At 68.2% G+C, this 18,955-nt stretch carries 17 protein-coding genes; 9 read left to right on the forward strand and 8 right to left on the reverse strand.

Annotated features, from left to right (window positions below; translation table 11 throughout):
* Positions 1-33: 33 nt before the first annotated feature.
* Complete coding sequence (locus OHB24_RS13755) at positions 34-708, reverse strand: SIS domain-containing protein (protein ID WP_327639390.1); 675 nt, start codon at positions 706-708, stop codon at positions 34-36.
* A 180-nt stretch (positions 709-888) separates the two neighbouring features.
* Entirely contained in the window at positions 889-1,536 is a 648-nt protein-coding gene (locus tag OHB24_RS13760) for an NAD(P)-dependent oxidoreductase (protein ID WP_327639391.1), read from the reverse strand.
* Positions 1,537-1,609: 73 nt separating this feature from the next.
* Here OHB24_RS13760 and OHB24_RS13765 point away from each other — a divergent pair, with 73 nt between their 5' ends.
* Together OHB24_RS13765 and OHB24_RS13770 are read left to right on the forward strand one after the other, a co-directional pair.
* Entirely contained in the window at positions 1,610-1,954 is a 345-nt protein-coding gene (locus OHB24_RS13765) for a winged helix-turn-helix transcriptional regulator (RefSeq protein WP_327639392.1), read from the forward strand.
* A gap of 50 nt (positions 1,955-2,004) precedes the next feature.
* Complete coding sequence (locus tag OHB24_RS13770) at positions 2,005-2,445, forward strand: MarR family winged helix-turn-helix transcriptional regulator (RefSeq protein WP_327639393.1); 441 nt, start codon at positions 2,005-2,007, stop codon at positions 2,443-2,445.
* 1 nt (position 2,446) lies between these two features.
* On the opposite strand, the gene OHB24_RS13775 is transcribed toward OHB24_RS13770, so the two are convergent.
* Positions 2,447-2,587, reverse strand: a complete 141-nt coding sequence (locus OHB24_RS13775) for a hypothetical protein (RefSeq protein WP_327639394.1) — start codon at positions 2,585-2,587, stop codon at positions 2,447-2,449.
* 276 nt (positions 2,588-2,863) lie between these two features.
* Between OHB24_RS13775 and acs the strand changes: the two genes are divergently transcribed.
* Entirely contained in the window at positions 2,864-4,798 is a 1,935-nt protein-coding gene (gene acs / locus OHB24_RS13780; protein ID WP_327641059.1) for an acetate--CoA ligase, read from the forward strand.
* A 43-nt stretch (positions 4,799-4,841) separates the two neighbouring features.
* Here the strand turns inward: acs and OHB24_RS13785 are convergent, their stop codons facing one another.
* From OHB24_RS13785 to glnII, 3 genes are read right to left on the reverse strand one after another with little or no spacing between them, the layout of a single operon-like run.
* On the reverse strand, positions 4,842-5,330 hold the full coding sequence (locus tag OHB24_RS13785; protein WP_327639395.1) for a hypothetical protein: 489 nt from the start codon (positions 5,328-5,330) through the stop codon (positions 4,842-4,844).
* Positions 5,327-6,043, reverse strand: a complete 717-nt coding sequence (locus OHB24_RS13790) for a class I SAM-dependent methyltransferase (protein WP_327639396.1) — start codon at positions 6,041-6,043, stop codon at positions 5,327-5,329. The genes OHB24_RS13785 and OHB24_RS13790 overlap by 4 nt, the downstream gene beginning before the upstream one ends.
* 59 nt (positions 6,044-6,102) lie before the next feature.
* Complete coding sequence (gene glnII, locus OHB24_RS13795) at positions 6,103-7,122, reverse strand: glutamine synthetase (protein WP_327639397.1); 1,020 nt, start codon at positions 7,120-7,122, stop codon at positions 6,103-6,105.
* 147 nt (positions 7,123-7,269) lie between these two features.
* Here glnII and OHB24_RS13800 point away from each other — a divergent pair, with 147 nt between their 5' ends.
* The 4 genes from OHB24_RS13800 (at position 7,270) to OHB24_RS13815 (ending at position 10,985) form a co-directional block, all read left to right on the forward strand.
* Positions 7,270-7,710, forward strand: a complete 441-nt coding sequence (locus OHB24_RS13800) for a hypothetical protein (RefSeq protein WP_327639398.1) — start codon at positions 7,270-7,272, stop codon at positions 7,708-7,710.
* Between the two features lie 63 nt (positions 7,711-7,773).
* Complete coding sequence (locus tag OHB24_RS13805) at positions 7,774-9,012, forward strand: MFS transporter (protein ID WP_327639399.1); 1,239 nt, start codon at positions 7,774-7,776, stop codon at positions 9,010-9,012.
* A 161-nt stretch (positions 9,013-9,173) separates the two neighbouring features.
* Positions 9,174-10,490: a GGDEF domain-containing protein gene (locus OHB24_RS13810; RefSeq protein WP_327639400.1), complete on the forward strand. Its 1,317-nt coding sequence runs from the start codon at positions 9,174-9,176 to the stop codon at positions 10,488-10,490.
* Between the two features lie 78 nt (positions 10,491-10,568).
* Positions 10,569-10,985, forward strand: coding sequence for a MarR family winged helix-turn-helix transcriptional regulator (locus OHB24_RS13815; protein WP_327639401.1), 417 nt, complete (start codon positions 10,569-10,571; stop codon positions 10,983-10,985).
* On the opposite strand, the gene OHB24_RS13820 is transcribed toward OHB24_RS13815, so the two are convergent.
* Complete coding sequence (locus OHB24_RS13820) at positions 10,982-11,899, reverse strand: superoxide dismutase (RefSeq protein WP_327639402.1); 918 nt, start codon at positions 11,897-11,899, stop codon at positions 10,982-10,984. The genes OHB24_RS13815 and OHB24_RS13820 overlap by 4 nt on opposite strands.
* Positions 11,900-11,997: 98 nt before the next feature.
* Between OHB24_RS13820 and OHB24_RS13825 the strand changes: the two genes are divergently transcribed.
* Together OHB24_RS13825 and OHB24_RS13835 are read left to right on the forward strand one after the other, a co-directional pair.
* Positions 11,998-13,017: an ArsR/SmtB family transcription factor gene (locus OHB24_RS13825; protein ID WP_327639403.1), complete on the forward strand. Its 1,020-nt coding sequence runs from the start codon at positions 11,998-12,000 to the stop codon at positions 13,015-13,017.
* Positions 13,018-13,297: 280 nt separating this feature from the next.
* Entirely contained in the window at positions 13,298-14,941 is a 1,644-nt protein-coding gene (locus tag OHB24_RS13835) for a DUF222 domain-containing protein (protein ID WP_442913991.1), read from the forward strand.
* Between the two features lie 304 nt (positions 14,942-15,245).
* On the opposite strand, the gene OHB24_RS13840 is transcribed toward OHB24_RS13835, so the two are convergent.
* Positions 15,246-18,824 (reverse strand): discoidin domain-containing protein, encoded by a 3,579-nt coding sequence (locus OHB24_RS13840; protein WP_327639405.1) that lies wholly within the window; start codon positions 18,822-18,824, stop codon positions 15,246-15,248.
* Between the last annotated feature and the right edge of the window lie 131 nt (positions 18,825-18,955).

Below are 18,955 nucleotides of genomic sequence, written 5' to 3' on the forward strand. Positions count from 1 at the left end.
GTCGGCACAGTGCGCTCGCCGAGGGGCGCCGGGCTAGACGTTCAGGCTTCGGAGGACGTTGGGGGTTTGGCCGCGGTCGGTCAGGTCGGCGACTATCTCTACTGTGAGGGCCTGGAGGAGTAGGGCGCCTACCAACGTGGACGTGGCGCCGGTGGGTTCTGGTGTGCCGGGGACTTTGATGAGGGCGTCGCCTGGTACGCCGCAGTTGTCTATGACGACGTCGGCGGTTTCGAAGAGGCGTTGGCCGCTCGGGGCGCGGGCGGTGGTTGCGTTCGAGTGGGCCAGCGAGGTCAGGGCGATGACCTTCACGCCGCGGGCGCGGGCGCCGAGGGCGAATTCGACGGGTACGGCGTTCCGCCCGGAGTTCGACGCGATGAGCAGTACGTCGCCGGACGCCAGCGGATTGATCTCCAGCAGGACGTCGGCCAGGCCGGGGAGGCGTTCGAGGAGGGAGCTCTTCTGCAGGCCCTCGTGCAGCATCAGTCCCGGTTCGAGGATCGCCCGTACGTCGGCCAGCCCGCCGGCTCGCCCGTACAGCTCCTCGGCCAGCGTGTGACTGTGCCCCGTCCCGAACACCCAGAACTGCTTCCCGTCGGCGAGCGCATCGGCAACCAGCCCCGCCGCCACCCGGATCGCGCCCAGTTGCGTCTCGGCCGCCTGCTGCGCGATCTCCAACGCCTTACCCAAGTACTCCTCGGCCCCAGCCATGGCAGAAACCTATCGTCCGCTGCCGGGCGGCGCGAGGACCGGTCTAGACCCGATGCCTCTCGAGCCTTCTGCAGCTCGACAGTACGTATACGCCCGCTGCGCTCCGATCGAGGCGGCACCAGGCGTGCGGACGAACGTAGCAGGCATATACGTACTGTCGAGCTGCAGACTTCACCCCGTCTAGACGACTACCCCGATCGCCGTGCGGTGGTGCTTCGGGTGGTCTACCTCGTCGACGAGCGCGACTGCGAAGTCGGCGTACGAGATCCGCTCCTGCGCATCCGCCGGCGCCACGCGATACCTCCCCTTGCGGGACGGATCGGCGTGGTCGAAGTCCCCGGTGGGTGCGATCGAGACCCAGTCGAGGGACGACGCCGCGAATACGTCCAGCGCCGCCTGGTGGGAGAGGAAGAACGAGCGGTACTCCTGTGGATATCCCTCGGTGTCCATCAGCAACGTCCCGTCGGCGGTCGGGAGGATCGACGCCAGCCCGACCCATACGAGCCGCAGTACGCCGGCCTTCTCGAGCCCGTCGACGAGGGCCTGAGCAGCCCGCGGGAAGAACTCGCCCGGGTCGCTGCCACCGTCGTACACCCCCGCGATCACCGCGTCGAATCCCACCGCCAACTCCGCAACCCGACCCGCATCCGTCACATCCCCAACGACCAACCCCGCATCCCCCGGAGCCCGCTCCGCGTCCGCCGCAACGGCCTGCCCGGCGTTCGTCGTACGGGCGACGCCGACCACGGCATGCCCGCGGTCCCGGGCCTCCGTGACGGCCGCCGATCCGGCGCGTCCGCGGGCTCCGATCACCAGAATCTTGCTCACCGCAACCTCCTCGACAAAGTGGTACGGCGACCGTAGGAGGGAGGGTGGTTACCGATTGGATACCTTGGTGAGCATGGCGGTGCTGCGAGCGGACATGTTCGAGGAGATCTGCCCGTCGACGCTGCTCCCGTTCCGGATCGGCACCGACAAATGGGCGGGCATGGTGCTGCGCTGCCTCGAGGATGGCCCGCGCCGGTACTCCGAGCTGCGGGTCCCGCTCGCCCGGATCAGCCCGAAGATGCTGACCCAGTCGCTGCGCGGACTCGAGCGTGACGGGTTCCTTCAGCGGACGGTGTGCGAGCGCCGCGTCACGTACGAGCTCACCGACCTGGGCCGCAGCCTGCTCGAACCGTTGCGCCTGATGTGTGCCTGGGCCGAGGACCACTGGGACGAACTCCTGGACGCCAAGGAATCGTAGGTCCCGCCAACGTCCCGAGTTGCGAACCGTTGACGACCTAGACTGCGCGGGTGGATGAGCAGACCCCGACCGCCCTGACCGAACTGCCGAGCTGGTTGCTGACCCAGAGCGCGGCCCAGGCCCACCGCATCATCACCGAGTCGTTCGCCGCCGGAGGTGCGCGGGCGTACCACTACCGGCTGCTCGCGACGCTGGTGGAGTTCGGGCCGGCCAGTCAGGCGACCCTCGGGCGGCGCAGCTCGATCGACCGCAGCGATGTGGTTGCCGCGCTCAACGAACTCGAGGCTGACGGGTACGTCGAGCGCAGCGCCGACCCGGCCGACGGCCGGCGGAACGTCATCACGATCACCACGGCCGGCAAGCGCCACTACCGGCGACTGACGACCCTGGTCGGCAAGGCACAGGAGGAGATCTTCGCCCCGCTGTCGGCCACGGACCGTACCCGGCTGACCACGATCCTCGGCAAACTCCGCGCCTACCACCAGGAGTAGTTCACAGCGGAAGCTGGGCGCGGGCCGCCTTCTGAGTACGGCGAACGCGCAGCTCGCGGGCGTGTACCCGGCGGCGCGCGGCCCGCGAGATCTTCGGGCGTTCCGCGGCGTCGAGAGTCGGCGTCTGGACCATCGGCTGCATCGGGTTCACATACTGTCCGATGCACCTCCAGCCCGTTTGGTTCCGCCGTACGCCGGAAATCCGCGGCCGCCGGTCCTCCGACGGGGGCTGTTCGGCGCAGATTCGGAGCGGCTGGGCGATACGCAGGTTCCCGTGGCGGGGTCGGCGTTGGTAGAAAGGTAACCGGGCGCTCCAGCGCGCCGAAGCCAGCGATGAGGAGTCGTCGACGTGACGAATGCAGAGTCACCCCAGTCCGAGGGCCAGCCCGAGGCCCAGTCTGAGGCGCTGTCGAACCTGATGCACGAGGAGCGCCGGTTCGAGCCGCCCGCCGAGCTCGCGGCGAACGCGAACCTCAAGGCCGACGCCTACGACCAGGCCGCGGCCGACTTCGAGGGGTTCTGGGCGGAGCAGGCCAAGCGGCTGACCTGGGCGACCGAGCCGACCGAGACGCTGGACTGGAGCAACCCGCCGTTCGCGAAGTGGTACGCCGACGGCAAGCTGAACGCGGCGTACAACTGTGTCGACCGGCACGTCGAGAACGGTCTCGGCGACAAGGTCGCGTACTACTTCGAGGGCGAGCCCGGTGACACCCGCGAGATCACGTACGCGCAGCTCAAGGACGAGGTCAGCAAGGCCGCGAACGCGCTGCTCGAGCTGAACGTGACGCCCGGCGAGATCGTCGCCATCTACATGCCGATGATTCCCGAGACCGTGGTCGCGATGCTCGCCTGCGCCCGGATCGGCGCCCCGCACACGGTCATCTTCGGCGGCTTCTCCTCGGATGCGCTCAAGGGCCGGATCCTGGACTGCGACGCCCGCGTCGTCATCACCTCCGACGGCGGCTACCGCCGCGGCGCCCCGGCTGCGCTGAAGCCGGCCGTCGACGCCGCGCTGGTCGACTGCCCGGACGTGCGCAACGTGATCGTGGTGAACCGCACCGGCCAGGAGACCGCCATGGTCGAGGGCCGCGACCTCTGGTGGGAGGACTTCGTCGGCAAGCAGTCGACCGAGCACACTCCGGAGGCGTTCGACGCCGAGCACCCGCTGTACGTGATGTACACGTCCGGCAGCACGGGCAAGCCCAAGGGCATCCTGCACACCACGGGCGGCTACCTCGTCGGTACGTCGTACACGCAGTGGGGTGTGTTCGACCTCAAGCCGGACACCGACGTCTACTGGACCGCCGCCGACATCGGCTGGGTCACCGGCCACAGCTACATCGTGTACGGCGCGCTCGCGAACGCGACGACATCCGTGCTGTACGAAGGCACGCCGGACACGCCGCACCAGGGCCGCTGGTGGGAGATCGTCCAGAAGTACAAGGTGTCGATCCTGTACTGCGCGCCGACGGCGATCCGGACGTTCATGAAGTGGGGCGCCGACATCCCGGCGAAGTTCGACCTGTCGTCGCTGCGCGTGATCGGGTCGGTCGGCGAGCCGATCAACCCGGAGGCGTACGTCTGGTACCGCGAGCACATCGGCGGGAACAACGCGCCGGTCGTCGACACCTGGTGGCAGACCGAGACCGGCATGCACATGATCTCGCCGCTGCCGGGCGTGACCGCCGGCAAGCCGGGCGCCGCGATGAAGGCGATCCCGGGCGTCAGCGTGGACGTCGTCGACGACGCGGGCAAGTCGGTGCCGGACGGTTCCGGCGGCTACCTCGTCATCACCAAGCCGTGGCCGGCGATGCTCCGGACGCTGTGGGGCGACGACCAGCGGTTCGTCGACACGTACTGGTCGCGCTGGCCGGGCGTGTACTTCGCGGGTGACGGTGCGAAGAAGGACGAGGACGGCGACCTGTGGCTGCTCGGCCGGGTCGACGACGTGATGAACGTGTCCGGTCACCGGTTGTCGACGACCGAGATCGAGTCCGCGCTCGTCTCGCACCCGAAGGTCGCGGAGGCCGCCGTGGTCGGCGCGTCCGACCCGACGACCGGCCAGGCGATCGCGGCGTTCGTGATCCTGCGCTCGGAGGCCGGCGACGGCGGACCGGACGTGGTGCAGGAGCTGCGCAACCACGTCGCGAAGGAGATCGGTCCGATCGCGAAGCCGCGTCAGATCATGGTCGTCTCGGAGCTCCCGAAGACCCGCTCCGGCAAGATCATGCGCCGCCTGCTCCGCGACGTGGCCGAGAACCGCGAGGTCGGCGACGTCACCACCCTCGCCGACTCCACGGTCATGGACCTCATCAAAACCAACCTGGCCTCCGGCAAGTCCGACGAGGACTGACAACTCGCAGCAGACCCCCGGTTCGCCGGGGGTCTGTTCTGTTCTAGAAAGCCGGGAACTCTTCGAGAGCTCTCACGTCGGGCGGCGGGAACTCGGCGGACGGACCGTTCGGACCCTCCTCCGCGCGTCGCAGATAGCGGTGGACGAACCGCTGGGTCGCGGTGAGTACGTCGGCGCACTGAGCAGTTGTGATCTTGCCTGCTGTCAAGGCGTCGGAGAGCTCGTCCAGGTCGAGGATCTGGTAGCGATCCACCGCGGGCGGAATCAGGAAGTCGACGTACAGGTCGTGCACGACGAGGCCGTCGTCGGTGCGTTCGATCTCCACCACGTCGACGTACCACCAGCCCTCGACCGGCCCCTCGAAAACGGCCGGCTTGGTCAGCTGGACTCCTTCGTCGAGCAGCAGGTAGCTGCGATCGACCGTCGGGCGGCCGGCTACCTGGTATTCGGGCAGGATCCGTACGTCGTACGCGACAACTTCTCCGACCTGCCGCGCCGGGCACCACTGCCCGGTCCGATGCAGAACTCTCATACCGGCCGGGCCCGAAAGATGATGATGCCGACGTACTGCGAGAGCCACGCCTGCTTGTGCGGATAGCGCTGCTTCTTCTCGTCGGACAGTTGCGGTTCAAGAACCCGCTCGACCCGGAAACCGTTGTCGGTCAGGGAGTTGTGGATCGACGAGAACGTGTCGGTGGTGTGGGTGATGGTCACGTCCTCGTTCCACCGCGACGGGTACGAGTACGGGCCGACCGTGTGATAGGCGTCCCCGAGTCCGAGGTCGTCCCGCTCGGAGCGTTCCACCGCCCAACGGATGGGATGCGCCATCGAGACGACCAGTACGCCGTCGTCGGCCAGCAGCGATCGCACCGCGCGGAGAGTTCTTCCTCGGTCCTGTGCGTAGGCGAGAGACTGCAGGAACAGTACGACGTCGAACCGGCGGCCGTTCAGCGCCGGGATCTCGTCGAGGGTCGACAGGTCTCCGGTCATCAGCGTGACGTCGGCGCCGTCCGGCGGTGTCAGGAACTGGGCGCCGACGTCGACGCCGACCACCGCGGTGGCGCCGTGGTCGCGGACGAGTTCGATCGCCTTCTCGCCGTTGCCGCAGCCAATGTCCAGAACGGTCTTGCCCTCGACGGATCCGATCAGGGAGCGCTGGGCGTCCCACTCCATCAACTGGTCAAGGGAGTCTTCCCGGGCCCGGCGTTGCTCGTAGTCGGTGGTCAACGTCTGCCACGGGTCCATGCCGTGAGATTACAACAGCCCCCGGGCTCTCCCGGGGGCTGTTGTTCAGGCGTGGAAGGTCAGACCTGGCCGGCCTTCTCCAGCGCGGAGCAGCAGGTGTTCACCAGCAGGCGCGTCACGTCGTACGGGTCGATGTTGGCGTTCGGGCGGCGGTCCTCGATGTAGCCCTTCTTGTCGACCTCGACCTGCCACGGGATCCGGACCGAGGCGCCGCGGTCGGACACGCCGTAGCTGAAGACGTCGTGCGGAGCGGTCTCGTGCGCGCCGGTCAGACGTTCCTCGATGCCGTGCCCGTAGCCCGCGATGTGCTCGTCGACCTTGCCCGGGGCACCGAGCGACTCGCAGGCGGTGATGATCGCGTCGTACCCCTCACGCATCGCCTTGGTCGAGAAGTTCGTGTGCGCGCCGGCGCCGTTCCAGTCGCCCTTGGCCGGCTTGGCGTCCAGCGTCGCGGCGACGTCGTACTCCTCGGCGATGCGGTACAGCAGCCAGCGGGCCATCCACAGGTGGTCGGCCGTGTCGACCGGACCCACCGGGCCGATCTGGAACTCCCACTGGCCGGGCATGACCTCGGCGTTGATGCCGGAGATCGCCAGGCCCGCCTCGAGACACGCGTCCAGGTGCTTCTCGACGATCTCGCGGCCGAAGACCTCGTCGGCGCCGACACCGCAGTAGTACGGGCCTTGCGGCGCGGGGAAGCCCACCGCCGGGAAGCCGAGCGGACGGCCCTCCTGGAAGAAGGTGTACTCCTGCTCGATGCCGAACCAGGATTCCTGATCGGCGAACTTCTCGGCGACCGGAAGGAGCTCGGCCCGACGGTTCGTCGGGTGCGGGGTGCCGTCCACGAGGTAGACCTCGCACAGCACCAGCTTGTGGTCTCCGCCGCGGATCGGGTCCGGGCAGCTGAAGACCGGCTTGAGTACGCAGTCGGAGTTGTCGCCCGGCGCCTGGTTGGTGCTCGAACCGTCGAAACCCCAGTCCGGCAACGCGGCGCCGTCAGGCAGGATCTTCGTCTTCGAACGCAGCCGTGCGCTCGGCTCGGTCCCGTCGATCCAGATGTACTCGGCTTTGTAGCTCACCGTCGGTCCTTTCCTCACAGCCGACGCATCGGGCGGCCAGCCTGCCTCCACGGTGTCAACCGCCAATTTCGGCCCTGTTGATTCGATGTGACGGCCGTGTTAACCGCAACGTGACGTAGACAACCCCGATGGCCCTAAGGTCGTGGGATGACTGTGCTTGTGGCGATCGTCCATGCCGGCCTCGCCGCCGCCTGGGTGGGCGGGATGGCGTACTCGTTGTTCGTGGTGCAGCCGAAGCTGAAGAAGTACTTCGGGAAGGACCAGGACGGGCGCGAGACGCTGACCGCCGTGATTGCCTCGGGCAACCGGTGGAAGGTGGTCGGGCTGATCGGCGCGATCGCGCTCACCGGTGGCGTGCTGCTCGCGATCACCCACGAACACTGGTGGATCCACGCGGTCAAAGGCTTCCTGCTGCTGATTGCCACGGCGATCTTCTGGTACGTCTCCTGGCGGCACTGGCCGCAGCGCGTGTTCGCGACCGCTGCCGAGCTGCCGAAGCTGCAGGCGCGGCTCATCACGCTCGCGACGACGATGCTCGGCCTCGCGGGAACGGGCTTCGCCCTCGGCGTCCTCGCCGTACACCTCTGAACAACTCGGGGCGGCGCACCGTAGCGTGCGCGGGTGGTTGCGGATCGTGGGTAGTTTGACTTGGTGACCCGCCCCGCACACCCGTCGTCCACAGATCCCGCTGATCAGCCCGCCACGTACGGCGAGGTGTTCGGCGTGGCCGAGTTCCGCTGGCTGTGGCTGGCGCAGCTCGGGTCGGTGATCGGGGACCAGTTGGCCCGGGTCGCGCTCGCCGTACTCGTCTTCGACCGGACCGGATCGGCCGGGCTGTCCGCGGTCACCTACGCGCTGACCTTCCTGCCCGACATCGTGGGCGGCCCGCTGCTGTCCGGACTGGCGGACCGCTATCCGCGACGCCGGCTCATGATCGGCTGCGACATCGCCCGCGCGGTGCTGGTCGCGGCAATGGCCATCCCCGGCGCCTCGCTGTGGATCCTCTGCGTGCTGCTCGTCGCGGTGCAGTTGCTCGCGTCGCCGTTCCAATCCGCCAGAGCCGCGTTGTTGCCGTCGATCCTGACCGGCGACAAGTACGTCCTGGCCAGCTCGGTGTCGAACATCACCGCGCAGGCCTCTCAACTGGCCGGGTTCGTGACCGGCGGCACCCTGGTAGCAGCCTTCGGCGTCGGGAACGCACTGCTGGCCGACGCCGTCACCTTCGCGTTGTCAGCGCTGCTGCTGAAGCTCGGAGTTCGTGAACGCCCATTGCCGGGGTCGACCGAAGCGCGCCCGGGATGGTGGCCTTCGCTGTCGGCGGGCGCGAAGCTCGTCTGGAGCGATCGCCAGCTGCGGTACCTGGTCGCGCTGGCCTGTGTCGCCGGTTTCTACGTGAGCATCGAAGGACTTGCCGCGCCGTACGCCGCAGTGGTCGGAGGCGGACCAGCCGCTGTCGGGGTCCTGCTCGCCGCCAACCCGGCAGGGCAGATGGTCGGAATGCTGTTGCTGACGCGAGCCGCGCCGGCGCGGCGGCTCACGCTGATGGGCCCACTCGCGATCGGATCCTGTGCGCCGCTGATCGGCTGTATCGCCGAACCGGGGCTGTGGGTGACCGTCGCCTTGTGGTTCGTGTCGGGATTGTGTGCGTCGTACCAGCTGGCCGCGAGTGCGGCGTTCGTGCTGAACGTGCCGGACGCGCAGCGCGGCCAGGCGTTCGGCCTGGCGCGCACTGCGCTGATCGTGTCCCAGGGAATCGGTGTGCTGGTCGCCGGTGCCGCGGCGGATCGGTGGGCGCCGGCCCTGGTCGTGGCGGCAGCGGGAATTCTCGGCGTACTGGTCGCGGCGGGCGCGGCGTACGGGTACGTCGGCGCCACGCGACAACCTGCGTGATGGGTCACCAGTCGTTGTTCTGCATGGCGGCGGCCTCCTCTCGCGGGATCTGGGCGCATAGGGGGTGAGCGCAGCGAGGCAATATCAGGGAAGCCATGACAATGCGTACACATCACGGCTACTCTGTGACAAGGACCGACTGTGAGGCGGAGGTCTTTTTCATGAGTATCCGGCATCGGCTGGCGCGACGTCGCCTACGCCGACGTCAGGACGTGGGCTGGAGCCCGGCCCGGTGGGCGTTGTGGTCGCAGCCCCGGAGCGTGCTCGGCTACGTCCTCGCGGTCGAACTCATCACCGTGGTGGTCGTCGCGTCGACGTTCGACCTCGTCTCCGTCACGGCCGGTGACTGGATCCGGCTGCTGGTTCTCGCCGCCGGATCGGCGATCCATCTCGAAGCCGCACGCGATATCGAGCGGCTGCGCAAGGTCGGCGCCGAAGGCATTCCGTACGTCAATCTCAAGGGGATGTGGACCTTCGCCGGTGTCCTCATCCTGCCTCCGCCGCTGGCAGTAGCGCTGATTCTCAGCACCTACGTGCATTCCTGGCTGCGGGTACGACGAGTTCCGCCGTACCGGTCGGTCTTCACCGCGACGACGCTCGTGCTGGCCGGCGCCGCAGGAGCGGTCGTCCTGGCCACGATCCGTCCTGGTGTCTACCCGGGCTACCCGTCCGGCCCACTCGGACTCGTCGCCGTAGTGGCGGCAGGCCTGGCGTACTGGTTCGTGAACTACGCCCTGGTCGCCGGCGCGATCATGATGGCCAACCCGGACTCCCCAGGACGCAACGCCCTCGGGCGACTCTCGGATCAGCTGATCGTGGCCGGTTCACTCGGGCTGGGCGTCGCGACCGCCGCGCTGCTGCTCAGCCAGCCGTGGGCCGTCGCCGTCCTGCTGCTGACCATTCTCGGTCTCCATCGCGCGCTTCTGGTCGAGCAGTTCCAGACGGCGTCACGCACCGATCCCAAGACCGGCCTGGCCAATGCGGCCTTCTGGCATGAGATCGCTCGGCGCGAATTCGCCGGCGCCGAACGCACGAACTCCCGGCTCGGCGTGCTCTATCTCGATCTCGACCACTTCAAGGCCATCAACGACACCTTCGGTCACCTCGCCGGTGACGAGGCACTGAAGGCGGTTGCGGCCGAACTGCGCCACGAGGTCCGCGACAACGACCTGGTCGGGCGGCTCGGCGGCGAAGAGTTCGCCATCCTGCTCCCGCAGACCTCCGCGGCCGATACCGCCCTGGCCGCCGAGCGGATCCGGCGTCGCATCGCGGGGCTGGCGGTCACCGTTGCCGCTCCCAACGGCCCGGTGCTGTGTGGCCCGATCACGTGTTCGATCGGCGCCGCGACGTACCCGGAGTCCGGCACCAGCCTCGACGAGCTCCAGATGGCGGCCGATCTGGCGATGTACCAGGCCAAGGACGCCGGCCGGAATCGCGTCGTCTCCGCACCGGGCAACGGCGAGCTGCCGACCTCCTGACCCCGGCACCAGACCGGAGCGGTAGGCGATGTTTGGGTGCCTGTGCCACGATTGCGCTTCCCGACGGAGGTGATCACGATGGCGCAGGAGGCATTGCAGCTGCTGGTCAGCATGCACCGAATCGTCAGACATCTGCGCCGCAGCAGGACCACCACGCTCCTGCACCCGACGCAGTTCCTGGCGTTGATGCTGATCGCCGACGAGCAACCGATCCGGATCGGCGAGATCGCCGCCCGGGTCCCGTGCTCGCAACCCACCGCTACGACGACGGTCGCTGGGCTGGAAGAGGCCGGCCTGGTCCGGCGTGAACCGGACCCGGTCGACGGTCGGGCGACCGCGGTCGTGCTCACAGACGTAGGCGCCCAGACGGTGGAGGCGTCCGGCCGTCAGGCCGCCGAGGAACTCGCCAATCTCCTCAGTCGCCTCGACGACGCGGACCGGACGCTCGTCCTGCAGGCCGGTGCAGTCCTCGCGCGCGTCACCGACGGGCTTTAACGCAGACCCGGTACGACGGTCACGGTGTACGGCGGCGTACCGGGTGCGACGTCCAGTTGGCTGTTCACCCACAGCAGCCGGCCGTGGTCGCGGGCGATCGTCGTCGGAGTCGCACCGGCCGCGCCCGGGCCTGAATCCGCGACCAGGGTCGCCGCGGTCAGATCGTTGTTCAGGATCGCGAGCCGGGTCACGTACTTCCCACCTCCGGCGTTGTGGACGGCGTACAGCCGGCGTCCTTCGAGCAGGTATCCGTCGCCGGACAGGATGCCGTTCGGGACGTCGAGGACCGTGACTTGCCGGGTACGGAGGTCGATCCGGTACGTGACGTCCTGGCCCTGCTCGCCGACCAGGAGGACGCGTCCGTCGGTGACGATGCCGTTCAGGAAGTACGGCGTCGGCTGGATCTCGTCGCGGGTGATCCATGGTTCGAGCTCGCCGAGACCGCTGCGGGTCAGCGGCGCCCGCCAGATCTGGTTGTGCGTCGAGTCGGTCACGTAGACGGCGTCGCCCGCGATCGTGAAGTCGTTGAGGAACGAGCCGTCCGCCGCTTTCCGTACGTCGAGCAGCCGGCCGCGGGCGTCGTACAGGAAGAGTTTCGACGTACTCGCACCGGCGACCAGGACCCGGCCCCAGCGGTCCAGGTGGATGCCTGTGGCCGCGGTACGTCCGTCGCTGCCGGCCGGCAGGAACAGGCTGAGGCAGGACGAGCGGGTGTTGCCGCGGTACACCGCGCCGGTGGCGACGCTGGTGACGTACATCGTGCCGCCGGGCGTCACCGCGATCCCTTCGAGGTTCTCGCCGGGAGCGGTCGAGACGACGTACTGCGTCGGTCGGTGGACTGCGCCCGCCTGCGCGGTGGCCGACGGGGTGGCCGCGGCGAGGACCAGGACGGTGAGGACTGCGAGACGTTTCATCCGGCCAGGGTGGGAGCGTACGGCGGCCGGTCGCGACCGGATTCGGCCTGAACCGAAGAGGTCTGTGCGGGTGACCTCGCGACCGTCACAATCGGGGGATGATCCGCGTCCACTTCACCACGGCGGACCTCGGCCGGGTCACGTTCCCGACCGAGCCGCACCCGCTGTGGGAAGCCGCGCTCGCGGCCCGCGCGCTCGGTGACCGCTCGATGTCGCCGGCCGCACGGCGCTGGCGACGTACTGCGGCACCGCGGGTGCGGGGGTCGATGCGTCCGCTGTTCAAGCTGATCTCGCCGGGCGGACTGTTCCCGGACTTCCTGATCCCGGACGTGGCGGGGCCGGGGCTGGAGCCGGCCGTCGAGGCGTTGATGGAAACGCCGGCCTCGGTCATCCGGGACGAGTTGGGGCCGTGGTTGCCGCCGGACATCGACCGATATATGCGTGGGTTGCTGGCTGGTCGCGCCGGCTCGCGGCGGGCGCTCGGCGGCGCGGTCCGCGACTTCCATCAGGAGGTGCTGGGGCCTTCGTCGGGTGAGCTGCAACGGCGGTACGGCGCCGACCTCGGGATCCGGTCGCGCGCTGTGCTGCACGGTGGGATCGATGCGTTGCTGTCGTCGCTGCATCCCGATGTCGAGTGGGCGACTCCGGTGCTGACGACGTACGGCCCCGTAGACGACTGGACCGCGGACATCCACCTGAACGGTCGCGGGCTCGAGCTCTACCCGTCCCCACTGGTCTCCAACTGCCTCGCGATGGACACCCCCGACCGCCGCCCCGTCCTCGTCTACCCCTGCGCCGACCTCACCGACCCGGACGATGCCACCACCGACGCTCTGGCAGACCTCCTGGGCCGCACCAGAGCCGCCGTACTCCGCTCCCTCACCCACCCCGCCACCACAACCCAACTGGCCCGCCGAGTAGGCATCTCCCTGGCCTCCGTCTCCGACCACACCAGAGTCCTCCGATCCGCCGCCCTGATAACCACCCACAGAACCCAAGGCACCGCCCTCCACGCCCTAACCCCCACCGCCCACAATCTGTTGACCGGAGCAACTACTTGGCCTGGTGACAGCCGCCCGGTGCCGGCGACCCCACCGCTCGCCGGCCGAGGTGATTAGTTGCTGTTGGCAATATCCACAGGACGTCGGGGCTGTGGATAACAGATTCCCTTGAAAATAAGGGGTTCTGGCTTTGAAAACTGTCGGTGGGGGTGTCTAGGCTTTGATCCATGGAGAAGCCGCCGGAGTTGATGAGTGACGCCGAGCTGGCGCATGCTCTCGACCAGTGCGACGCCGACCAGGCCCGGACCGAGACCCGCCGCCTGCGCCTCATCGGGGCGATGGACAGGTCGGGGTATGCCGAACGGGTCGGTGCCCGTGACATGGTCCAGTACGTGGAATTCCGCTACCGCCTCGACCACTCGCGGGCCTACCGCGACGTCCGCCTGTCCCGCGCCCTCCCCAAGTATGCGGCCGTCGTCGCCGCGCTGCCCGACCCCGATGTGGCCGAGGACGAAGATGTCCCTCAGGTGTTCCTGCGGCCGGCGCAGGCCGAAGCGATCGTGACCGCCCTGGAAAAGGTCCCGACCACCGTGCCGGTCGCCGATCTCGAGTTCGCCGAAGAAGAACTGGTCCGCCTCGCCCGCACCTGGCACCGGCCGACCTGCGCAAGGCCGCCGAACAGTCCCGCGACATCCTCGACACCGACGGCCCCGAGCCCGAAGAGGACAAGGCCGCTGCCCGCGAGACCTTGACCTTGAAGACCGCCGACCGGGGAGTGAAGTTCACCGGGTTTCTGGCCAACGAAAACGCCGAACTCCTCCGCACGCTCATCTTCACCGGCGCCCGCCCACACAAAACCGTCGATGGTGAGCGCGACCCCCGCTCCCGCGAAAAGCGCCAAGCCGACGCCCTCACCACCACCCTCACCCTCGCCGCCACCGCCCTAGACGCAGGCACCCCCTCACCCACCATCCCCCGCCCCACCAACACACCCACCGACTCCACGCACACCGGCTCTACGGACGCTGGCTCCACGCACACCGGCTCCACGGACGCTGGCTCTACGGCGGCTGGTCCTACGGCGGAGACAACGGCGGAAGAGGCGGGCGGGTCGGATGTTGGCTCGGACAGTGGGGTGGTCGGTGCCGCGGGAGCCTGCCGGAGCGGTGGTGCGAGTGGTAGCGCGGTGGGTGGTGCGGTGGGTGGTGCGGCTGGTGATGTGGTGCCTGGGTTCGGGGCGAAGGCGAACATCACCGTCACGATCGACCTGCAGGACCTGAAGGCGATGACTGCGGACGCGATCGGGCAGACCGTCTACAGCAATGGGCTGTCCGCCGCCACCATCCGCCGGCTGGCCTGCGACGCCAAGGTCATCCCGATCGTGCTCGGCTCCAACTCCGAACCCCTCGACGTCGGCCGCTGCGAACGCCTCGTCACCCGCGCCATGCGCCGCGCCCTCAACACCCGCGACCGCGGCTGCGTCGTCTGCGGAGCCCCACCCATCCTGTGCGACGCCCACCACCTGATCTCCTGGATCGACGGAGGCGACACCAAGATCTCCAACCTCGTGCTCTTGTGCCGCTGCCACCACACCGACCTACACAACGGCCACTGGACCATCACCATCACCAACGGCGAAGTCCACGTCGCCAGACCCACCTGGGCCGACCCACCCCGCCACCCACACAGACCACCAGACGACGCACCCCGGACACACGAGCCACCGGGTGACCACCCCACGCCGTCGTATCCACCGGACGAAACACCCAGGCCACACGAGCCACCGGGGTATTGCCCCACGCCCTCGGACCCGTCGGACGGCGTTCTCACGCCCGCCGACAACCCGAAACCTCAGACCTCAACCCCCGCAGACGATCCGTGGGGTGAGAGCGCCCTGCCCGTACCCGGCGCGCCCGGCGTCAGACCGAGCCGCTGGAATGCCGACGAACTGACCCGCGCGGAAGCAGCCCGGTTCGCGGTGTGGGGTGAGCGTGCCACGAACGAGTCCGGTGCCGGACCGCCATCCTTTGCCACAATCTGATCCCGTCGGGTCTGCGTCATCGTCGGGCAGGTCGGCGGCTCCGGCGCGGAGGCGGCGACTGTGGCGGGCTATGTCCTCCGGGACTCGGGAGTGACTGAACCGACCAGTTGACGTTCTCGGTCCCCAGATTCCAGGGGTGCGGCCGACGTCGCGGAGGGTTTTACTCTCCGACGGTGCCAAATCCCTCCAGGTTCGTGCAGGCGTCGTTGCCAGCAGCACCATCCGGCGGGAGGTACGACGGGCTCACCTGAGTCCATCCAGGTGAGCCCGTCGTACTGCCAGCACGTCTTGCGGCGAATGAGGGTTAGTTGCGGGTGATTGTGAAGGTTGTGGTGGTGTTTTGGATGTCTTTGGTGTTGTTGGTGAGGGTTAGGTTGTTGAAGGTGACGGTGCCTACGGCGGGGCCTTGGCCGGGCTCGGGGAGTTCGTTGGCCCAGATGCCGAAGCCGGACTTGGCGTCGAAGGCGTCGCCGGACTTGCGGGCTCCGGAGATCGTCGTGTTGGTGAAGACGGTGTCCGCGACCGGGAACTGCGGCTGGCCGCCGACGTAGTTCGTCTGGAACATGATCCCGCTGTACGTCGGATCGACGATGTCCAGATCACTGACGCGGATCCCCTGGAAGATCTTCGACGCCGAGAAGACCCAGACCGCGGGGAACGCCTGGTTGCCCCAGAAATGCCCGCCGGAACGTACGACGGAAACGTTCTGGAACTGTGTCGGCGGTGTGGCCCCGAACCCGTTCATCGGGATCCCGAAGTCCAGGGAACTGATGGTGATCCCCGGGTACGTGAGCATGTCCGCGGCGTACAGGTTCCGGAAGATGTTGTTCGTCCCGCCGTACACCGCGAACCCGGCGGCCCGCCAGGTCAGCGTGGCGGACAGGTTCTCGAACACGTTGTCCCGGACCTCGCCGCCGCCGCTGTCGGTGGCATTGAACAGCGCGAAGCTGTCGTCACCTGTCGAGCGGGCGTCGTTGTTGCTGACCGTGTTGCCGGCCGACCCGTTCGTCATGTTGATGCCGTCGGCAAACGTGTCCCGGATCCGCGAGTTCTTGATCGTCGACGTGTCGGTGTTCGCACCCCAGTACATGCAGACCATGTGCTCGACCCAGATGTTGTCGATGGTCATGTTCGCCGTACCCGAGAAGTCGAACACCTTCCCGGGCCCGTCGATCCGCGACGTGTAGTTGCCGAAGTACGCGAACCCGCTGAACGTCGACCCGTTCGCCGACGCCTCGGACCGGAACCCGACGTCGGTGTTGTCCTGCGTGGTCGGCGCGTGGAACCGGGTGAACCACGGCCCGGCCCCGACGACCTTGACCGCCTTGCCGTACACCTGGAACTTCGACGACGTCTCATAGTCACCGGCAGGCAGGTACACGCCCTGCAAGTTGCTGTCCTGCCGCACCTGGTCGAGCGCGTTCTGCACGTCCTGATGGGTGAAACCGGCCGGCGTGACGAAGCCCGCACCCGGGTTGCCGACAACGGAAGCCGCCTCGGTGTCGAGGAAGTCGATCGTGTACGTCAGGCTGTTCGCCGGATCCTTCTGCAGCCGGATCTTCGTCCCGGCCGGGTAGGTCTGGCCGAGCATCAGGTTGGCCTCGTCGTAGATGTGCCGCGCCGGACCCGACCCGGGCGAGTTGTTCGGCGACGCCTCCGCGCCGTACAGCCAGGCGTACTTAGAGGTCAGCGGCAACGTCTTCGCGAAGGTGCCGTTCACGTACACGCTGATCGACGACGTCTGCCCGCCTCCGCCCGACGAGTCCGGCATCGAGAACCGGGTGACGAGCGTGTTCGTGCTGGCGCGGGTGGTGAACTCGACGTACGAACCGTTCGAGCCGAGCGTGACCGCGCGCCGCCCGGAGGCTTCACCGGCTAGGTCGCCGATCGTCCGGTTCGGTCCGATCACGGACGCGCCACCGCCTACCGAAGCGTCCTCCGCCTCGAGGTGGTCGTACGGCATGTTCGCGCCGCGACCCACGAAGAGCGGCCGCTCACTCGTGTTGTTGGTCCGCTTCACCGGCAGCTCGTTGGCGTCGTCCGCCAGCACCACGCGCACGGTGTAGCGCCCGTTGCCCGCGGTCCAGTTGCCGAGAGCAACAGCCGGAGTGGTCGCACCGGCCGCAATCGTCCCGTTGTACGACGCGGTCAGTGTCGTCACCACGGACGATCCGTTCAGTACCGTCAGTGTGATCCCGTGCGCACCAGACGCAGAGGCGACACTGCCTTGGTTCTTCAAAGACACGGAGAACGCGACAGCGTTGCCGGCGGACGGGTTCCCTGGAGTCCAGTTGACCGCCGACGCGACGAGATCGGAGCTCGCCACCGGGGTCACCACGAGCGGACCAGCAGCGGCCGCCGTGTTGTTCCCGTCGTTCTGCTCGATGACCGAACCACCCTCGTCGACCTTGGCGCTCAACGCGTACGAGCCCGCATCGCGCGTCCCGATCGACGCACTGACCGTCGTGGACGCCCCGGCCGCGAGCGCGCCGACAGCCGCCGTACCGACCTTGGTCGTGCCGAGGTAGAAGTTCACGTCGGTCGCCGCGGAGCCCGCCGTACCGCCGTTGTTCACCGTCGCGCGGACCGTGATCGCGTCGGTCTCGACCGGGGAGGTCGGTGTCCACGAAACGTTGGAGAGCGTGAGATCCGGGTTCGGCGCCGGTACGCCGAGCACCTGCAGTTCAGCGACCTGTCCGGCCGGTGCGCCGGTGTTCCCGGTGAAGTTCAGCCGTACGTCGGCCACGCGCGCGCTGACCGGGATCGTCACGCTGTTGCCGCTCGCCGGGTTGAAGTCGTACCCGGACGAAGCAACGATCGTCGTGAAGTTCGACGAGCTCTGCTCGCGCCCGAGGATCGAGAACGTCTGCATCCGCGGCCCCCACGCCGAATCAGGGTTGAGCCGCACCACGATCGAGCTGAGGTCAGCGTTCGCGCCGAGCTGCGTGGTCAGCGTTGCCGGGTTGGCGTTGCCCTCCCAGTACGTCGTCACGTCGTCGTCGTTCGCGTTCTCCGGGACGTAGGTGAACGTCGACCCGGACGCGGTGATCGGCTTGTCCAGCGCCAGGTTGCTGCCCGGACCGCCACTGCCGTTGCGGGTGACCGTGTTGCTGTTCGCGGACTGGTTGCCAGCAGCATCTTTCGCGCGCACGGCGTACGCGATCGAGACGTTCGCCGGCTGGTTGTCCGTGTACGCGAGCACGTTGCCGGCCACGCTGGTCCGCAGTTGCCCGTTTGCGTAGACGTCGTACCCGGTGACGCCGACGTTGTCGGTCGAGGCGCTCCAGGTGAGCCTGATCTGCCCGGCGCCGGGTTCGGTGAAGGCCAGGTTGCCCGGGGCGGTGGGAGCCTGGGTGTCACCGGTTGCCGGTCCGTAGACCTCGAGTTCGGAGAGCTGTCCGGCCGGCCAGCCGGTGTTCGCAGTGACCCGGATCCGGACGTACCGCGTGGTGGCGGTGCCGTAGTCGACGGTGACCGTGTTGTTCGGCGGGCTGAACGTGCGCGCCGCGGGCGCGGACAGGTCGGTGAAGTTCTGCCCGTCGGTGCTGCCCTGGACCGCGAGGGTCTCGTCACGTGCGCCCCAGTTGGCGGTCGGCAGCTTGAGTACGACCTGGTTGGTCGCGACCGACGTACCGAGATCGACCTGGACCCATTGTGGGAACGCGTTGTTCGCGCTCTCCCAGTAGCTGTTCTGGTTGCCGTCGGTCACGTTCGACGCGGCGTAGTCCTGGGTGCTGCTGCTGGCCGACGCGGCCTTGCCGGCAGCGAGATTGGGGCCGGCGTGTACGGCGGCCTGCGCGGCGGGCGCTGGCCGGACGAGCGGAGCAGCCGCGAGACTCGCGGCCAGCAAGGCGGTCAGCAACCGCCAGTTCGGAATTCGCATGGGCCTCTCCTGGTGGGCGGGACAGGGAAGAGCCGCCGCACGGAGTCCAGAATTTACGCTGACTTGGTCATTTCTTGCGCGGCGATTGGCTCATTGTTACGGCACCATCAACCGTGCGTCAACGGCTCGTG

Origin of the sequence: Kribbella sp. NBC_00482 (genome assembly GCF_036013725.1) — a bacterium.
GTDB lineage: Bacteria > Actinomycetota > Actinomycetes > Propionibacteriales > Kribbellaceae > Kribbella.

Coding starts and splice junctions, on each gene's coding strand:
- OHB24_RS13800 (WP_327639398.1), top strand. CDS start 7,270: ATGACTGTGCTTGTGGCGATCGTCCATGCCGGCCTCGCCGCCGCCTGG.
- OHB24_RS13790 (WP_327639396.1), bottom strand. CDS start 6,043: ATGGACCCGTGGCAGACGTTGACCACCGACTACGAGCAACGCCGGGCC.
- OHB24_RS13765 (WP_327639392.1), top strand. CDS start 1,610: ATGGCGGTGCTGCGAGCGGACATGTTCGAGGAGATCTGCCCGTCGACG.
- OHB24_RS13810 (WP_327639400.1), top strand. CDS start 9,174: ATGAGTATCCGGCATCGGCTGGCGCGACGTCGCCTACGCCGACGTCAG.
- OHB24_RS13785 (WP_327639395.1), bottom strand. CDS start 5,330: ATGAGAGTTCTGCATCGGACCGGGCAGTGGTGCCCGGCGCGGCAGGTC.
- acs (WP_327641059.1), top strand. CDS start 2,864: ATGCACGAGGAGCGCCGGTTCGAGCCGCCCGCCGAGCTCGCGGCGAAC.
- OHB24_RS13840 (WP_327639405.1), bottom strand. CDS start 18,824: ATGCGAATTCCGAACTGGCGGTTGCTGACCGCCTTGCTGGCCGCGAGT.
- OHB24_RS13775 (WP_327639394.1), bottom strand. CDS start 2,587: ATGCAGCCGATGGTCCAGACGCCGACTCTCGACGCCGCGGAACGCCCG.
- OHB24_RS13825 (WP_327639403.1), top strand. CDS start 11,998: ATGATCCGCGTCCACTTCACCACGGCGGACCTCGGCCGGGTCACGTTC.
- OHB24_RS13815 (WP_327639401.1), top strand. CDS start 10,569: ATGGCGCAGGAGGCATTGCAGCTGCTGGTCAGCATGCACCGAATCGTC.
- OHB24_RS13755 (WP_327639390.1), bottom strand. CDS start 708: ATGGCTGGGGCCGAGGAGTACTTGGGTAAGGCGTTGGAGATCGCGCAG.
- OHB24_RS13820 (WP_327639402.1), bottom strand. CDS start 11,899: ATGAAACGTCTCGCAGTCCTCACCGTCCTGGTCCTCGCCGCGGCCACC.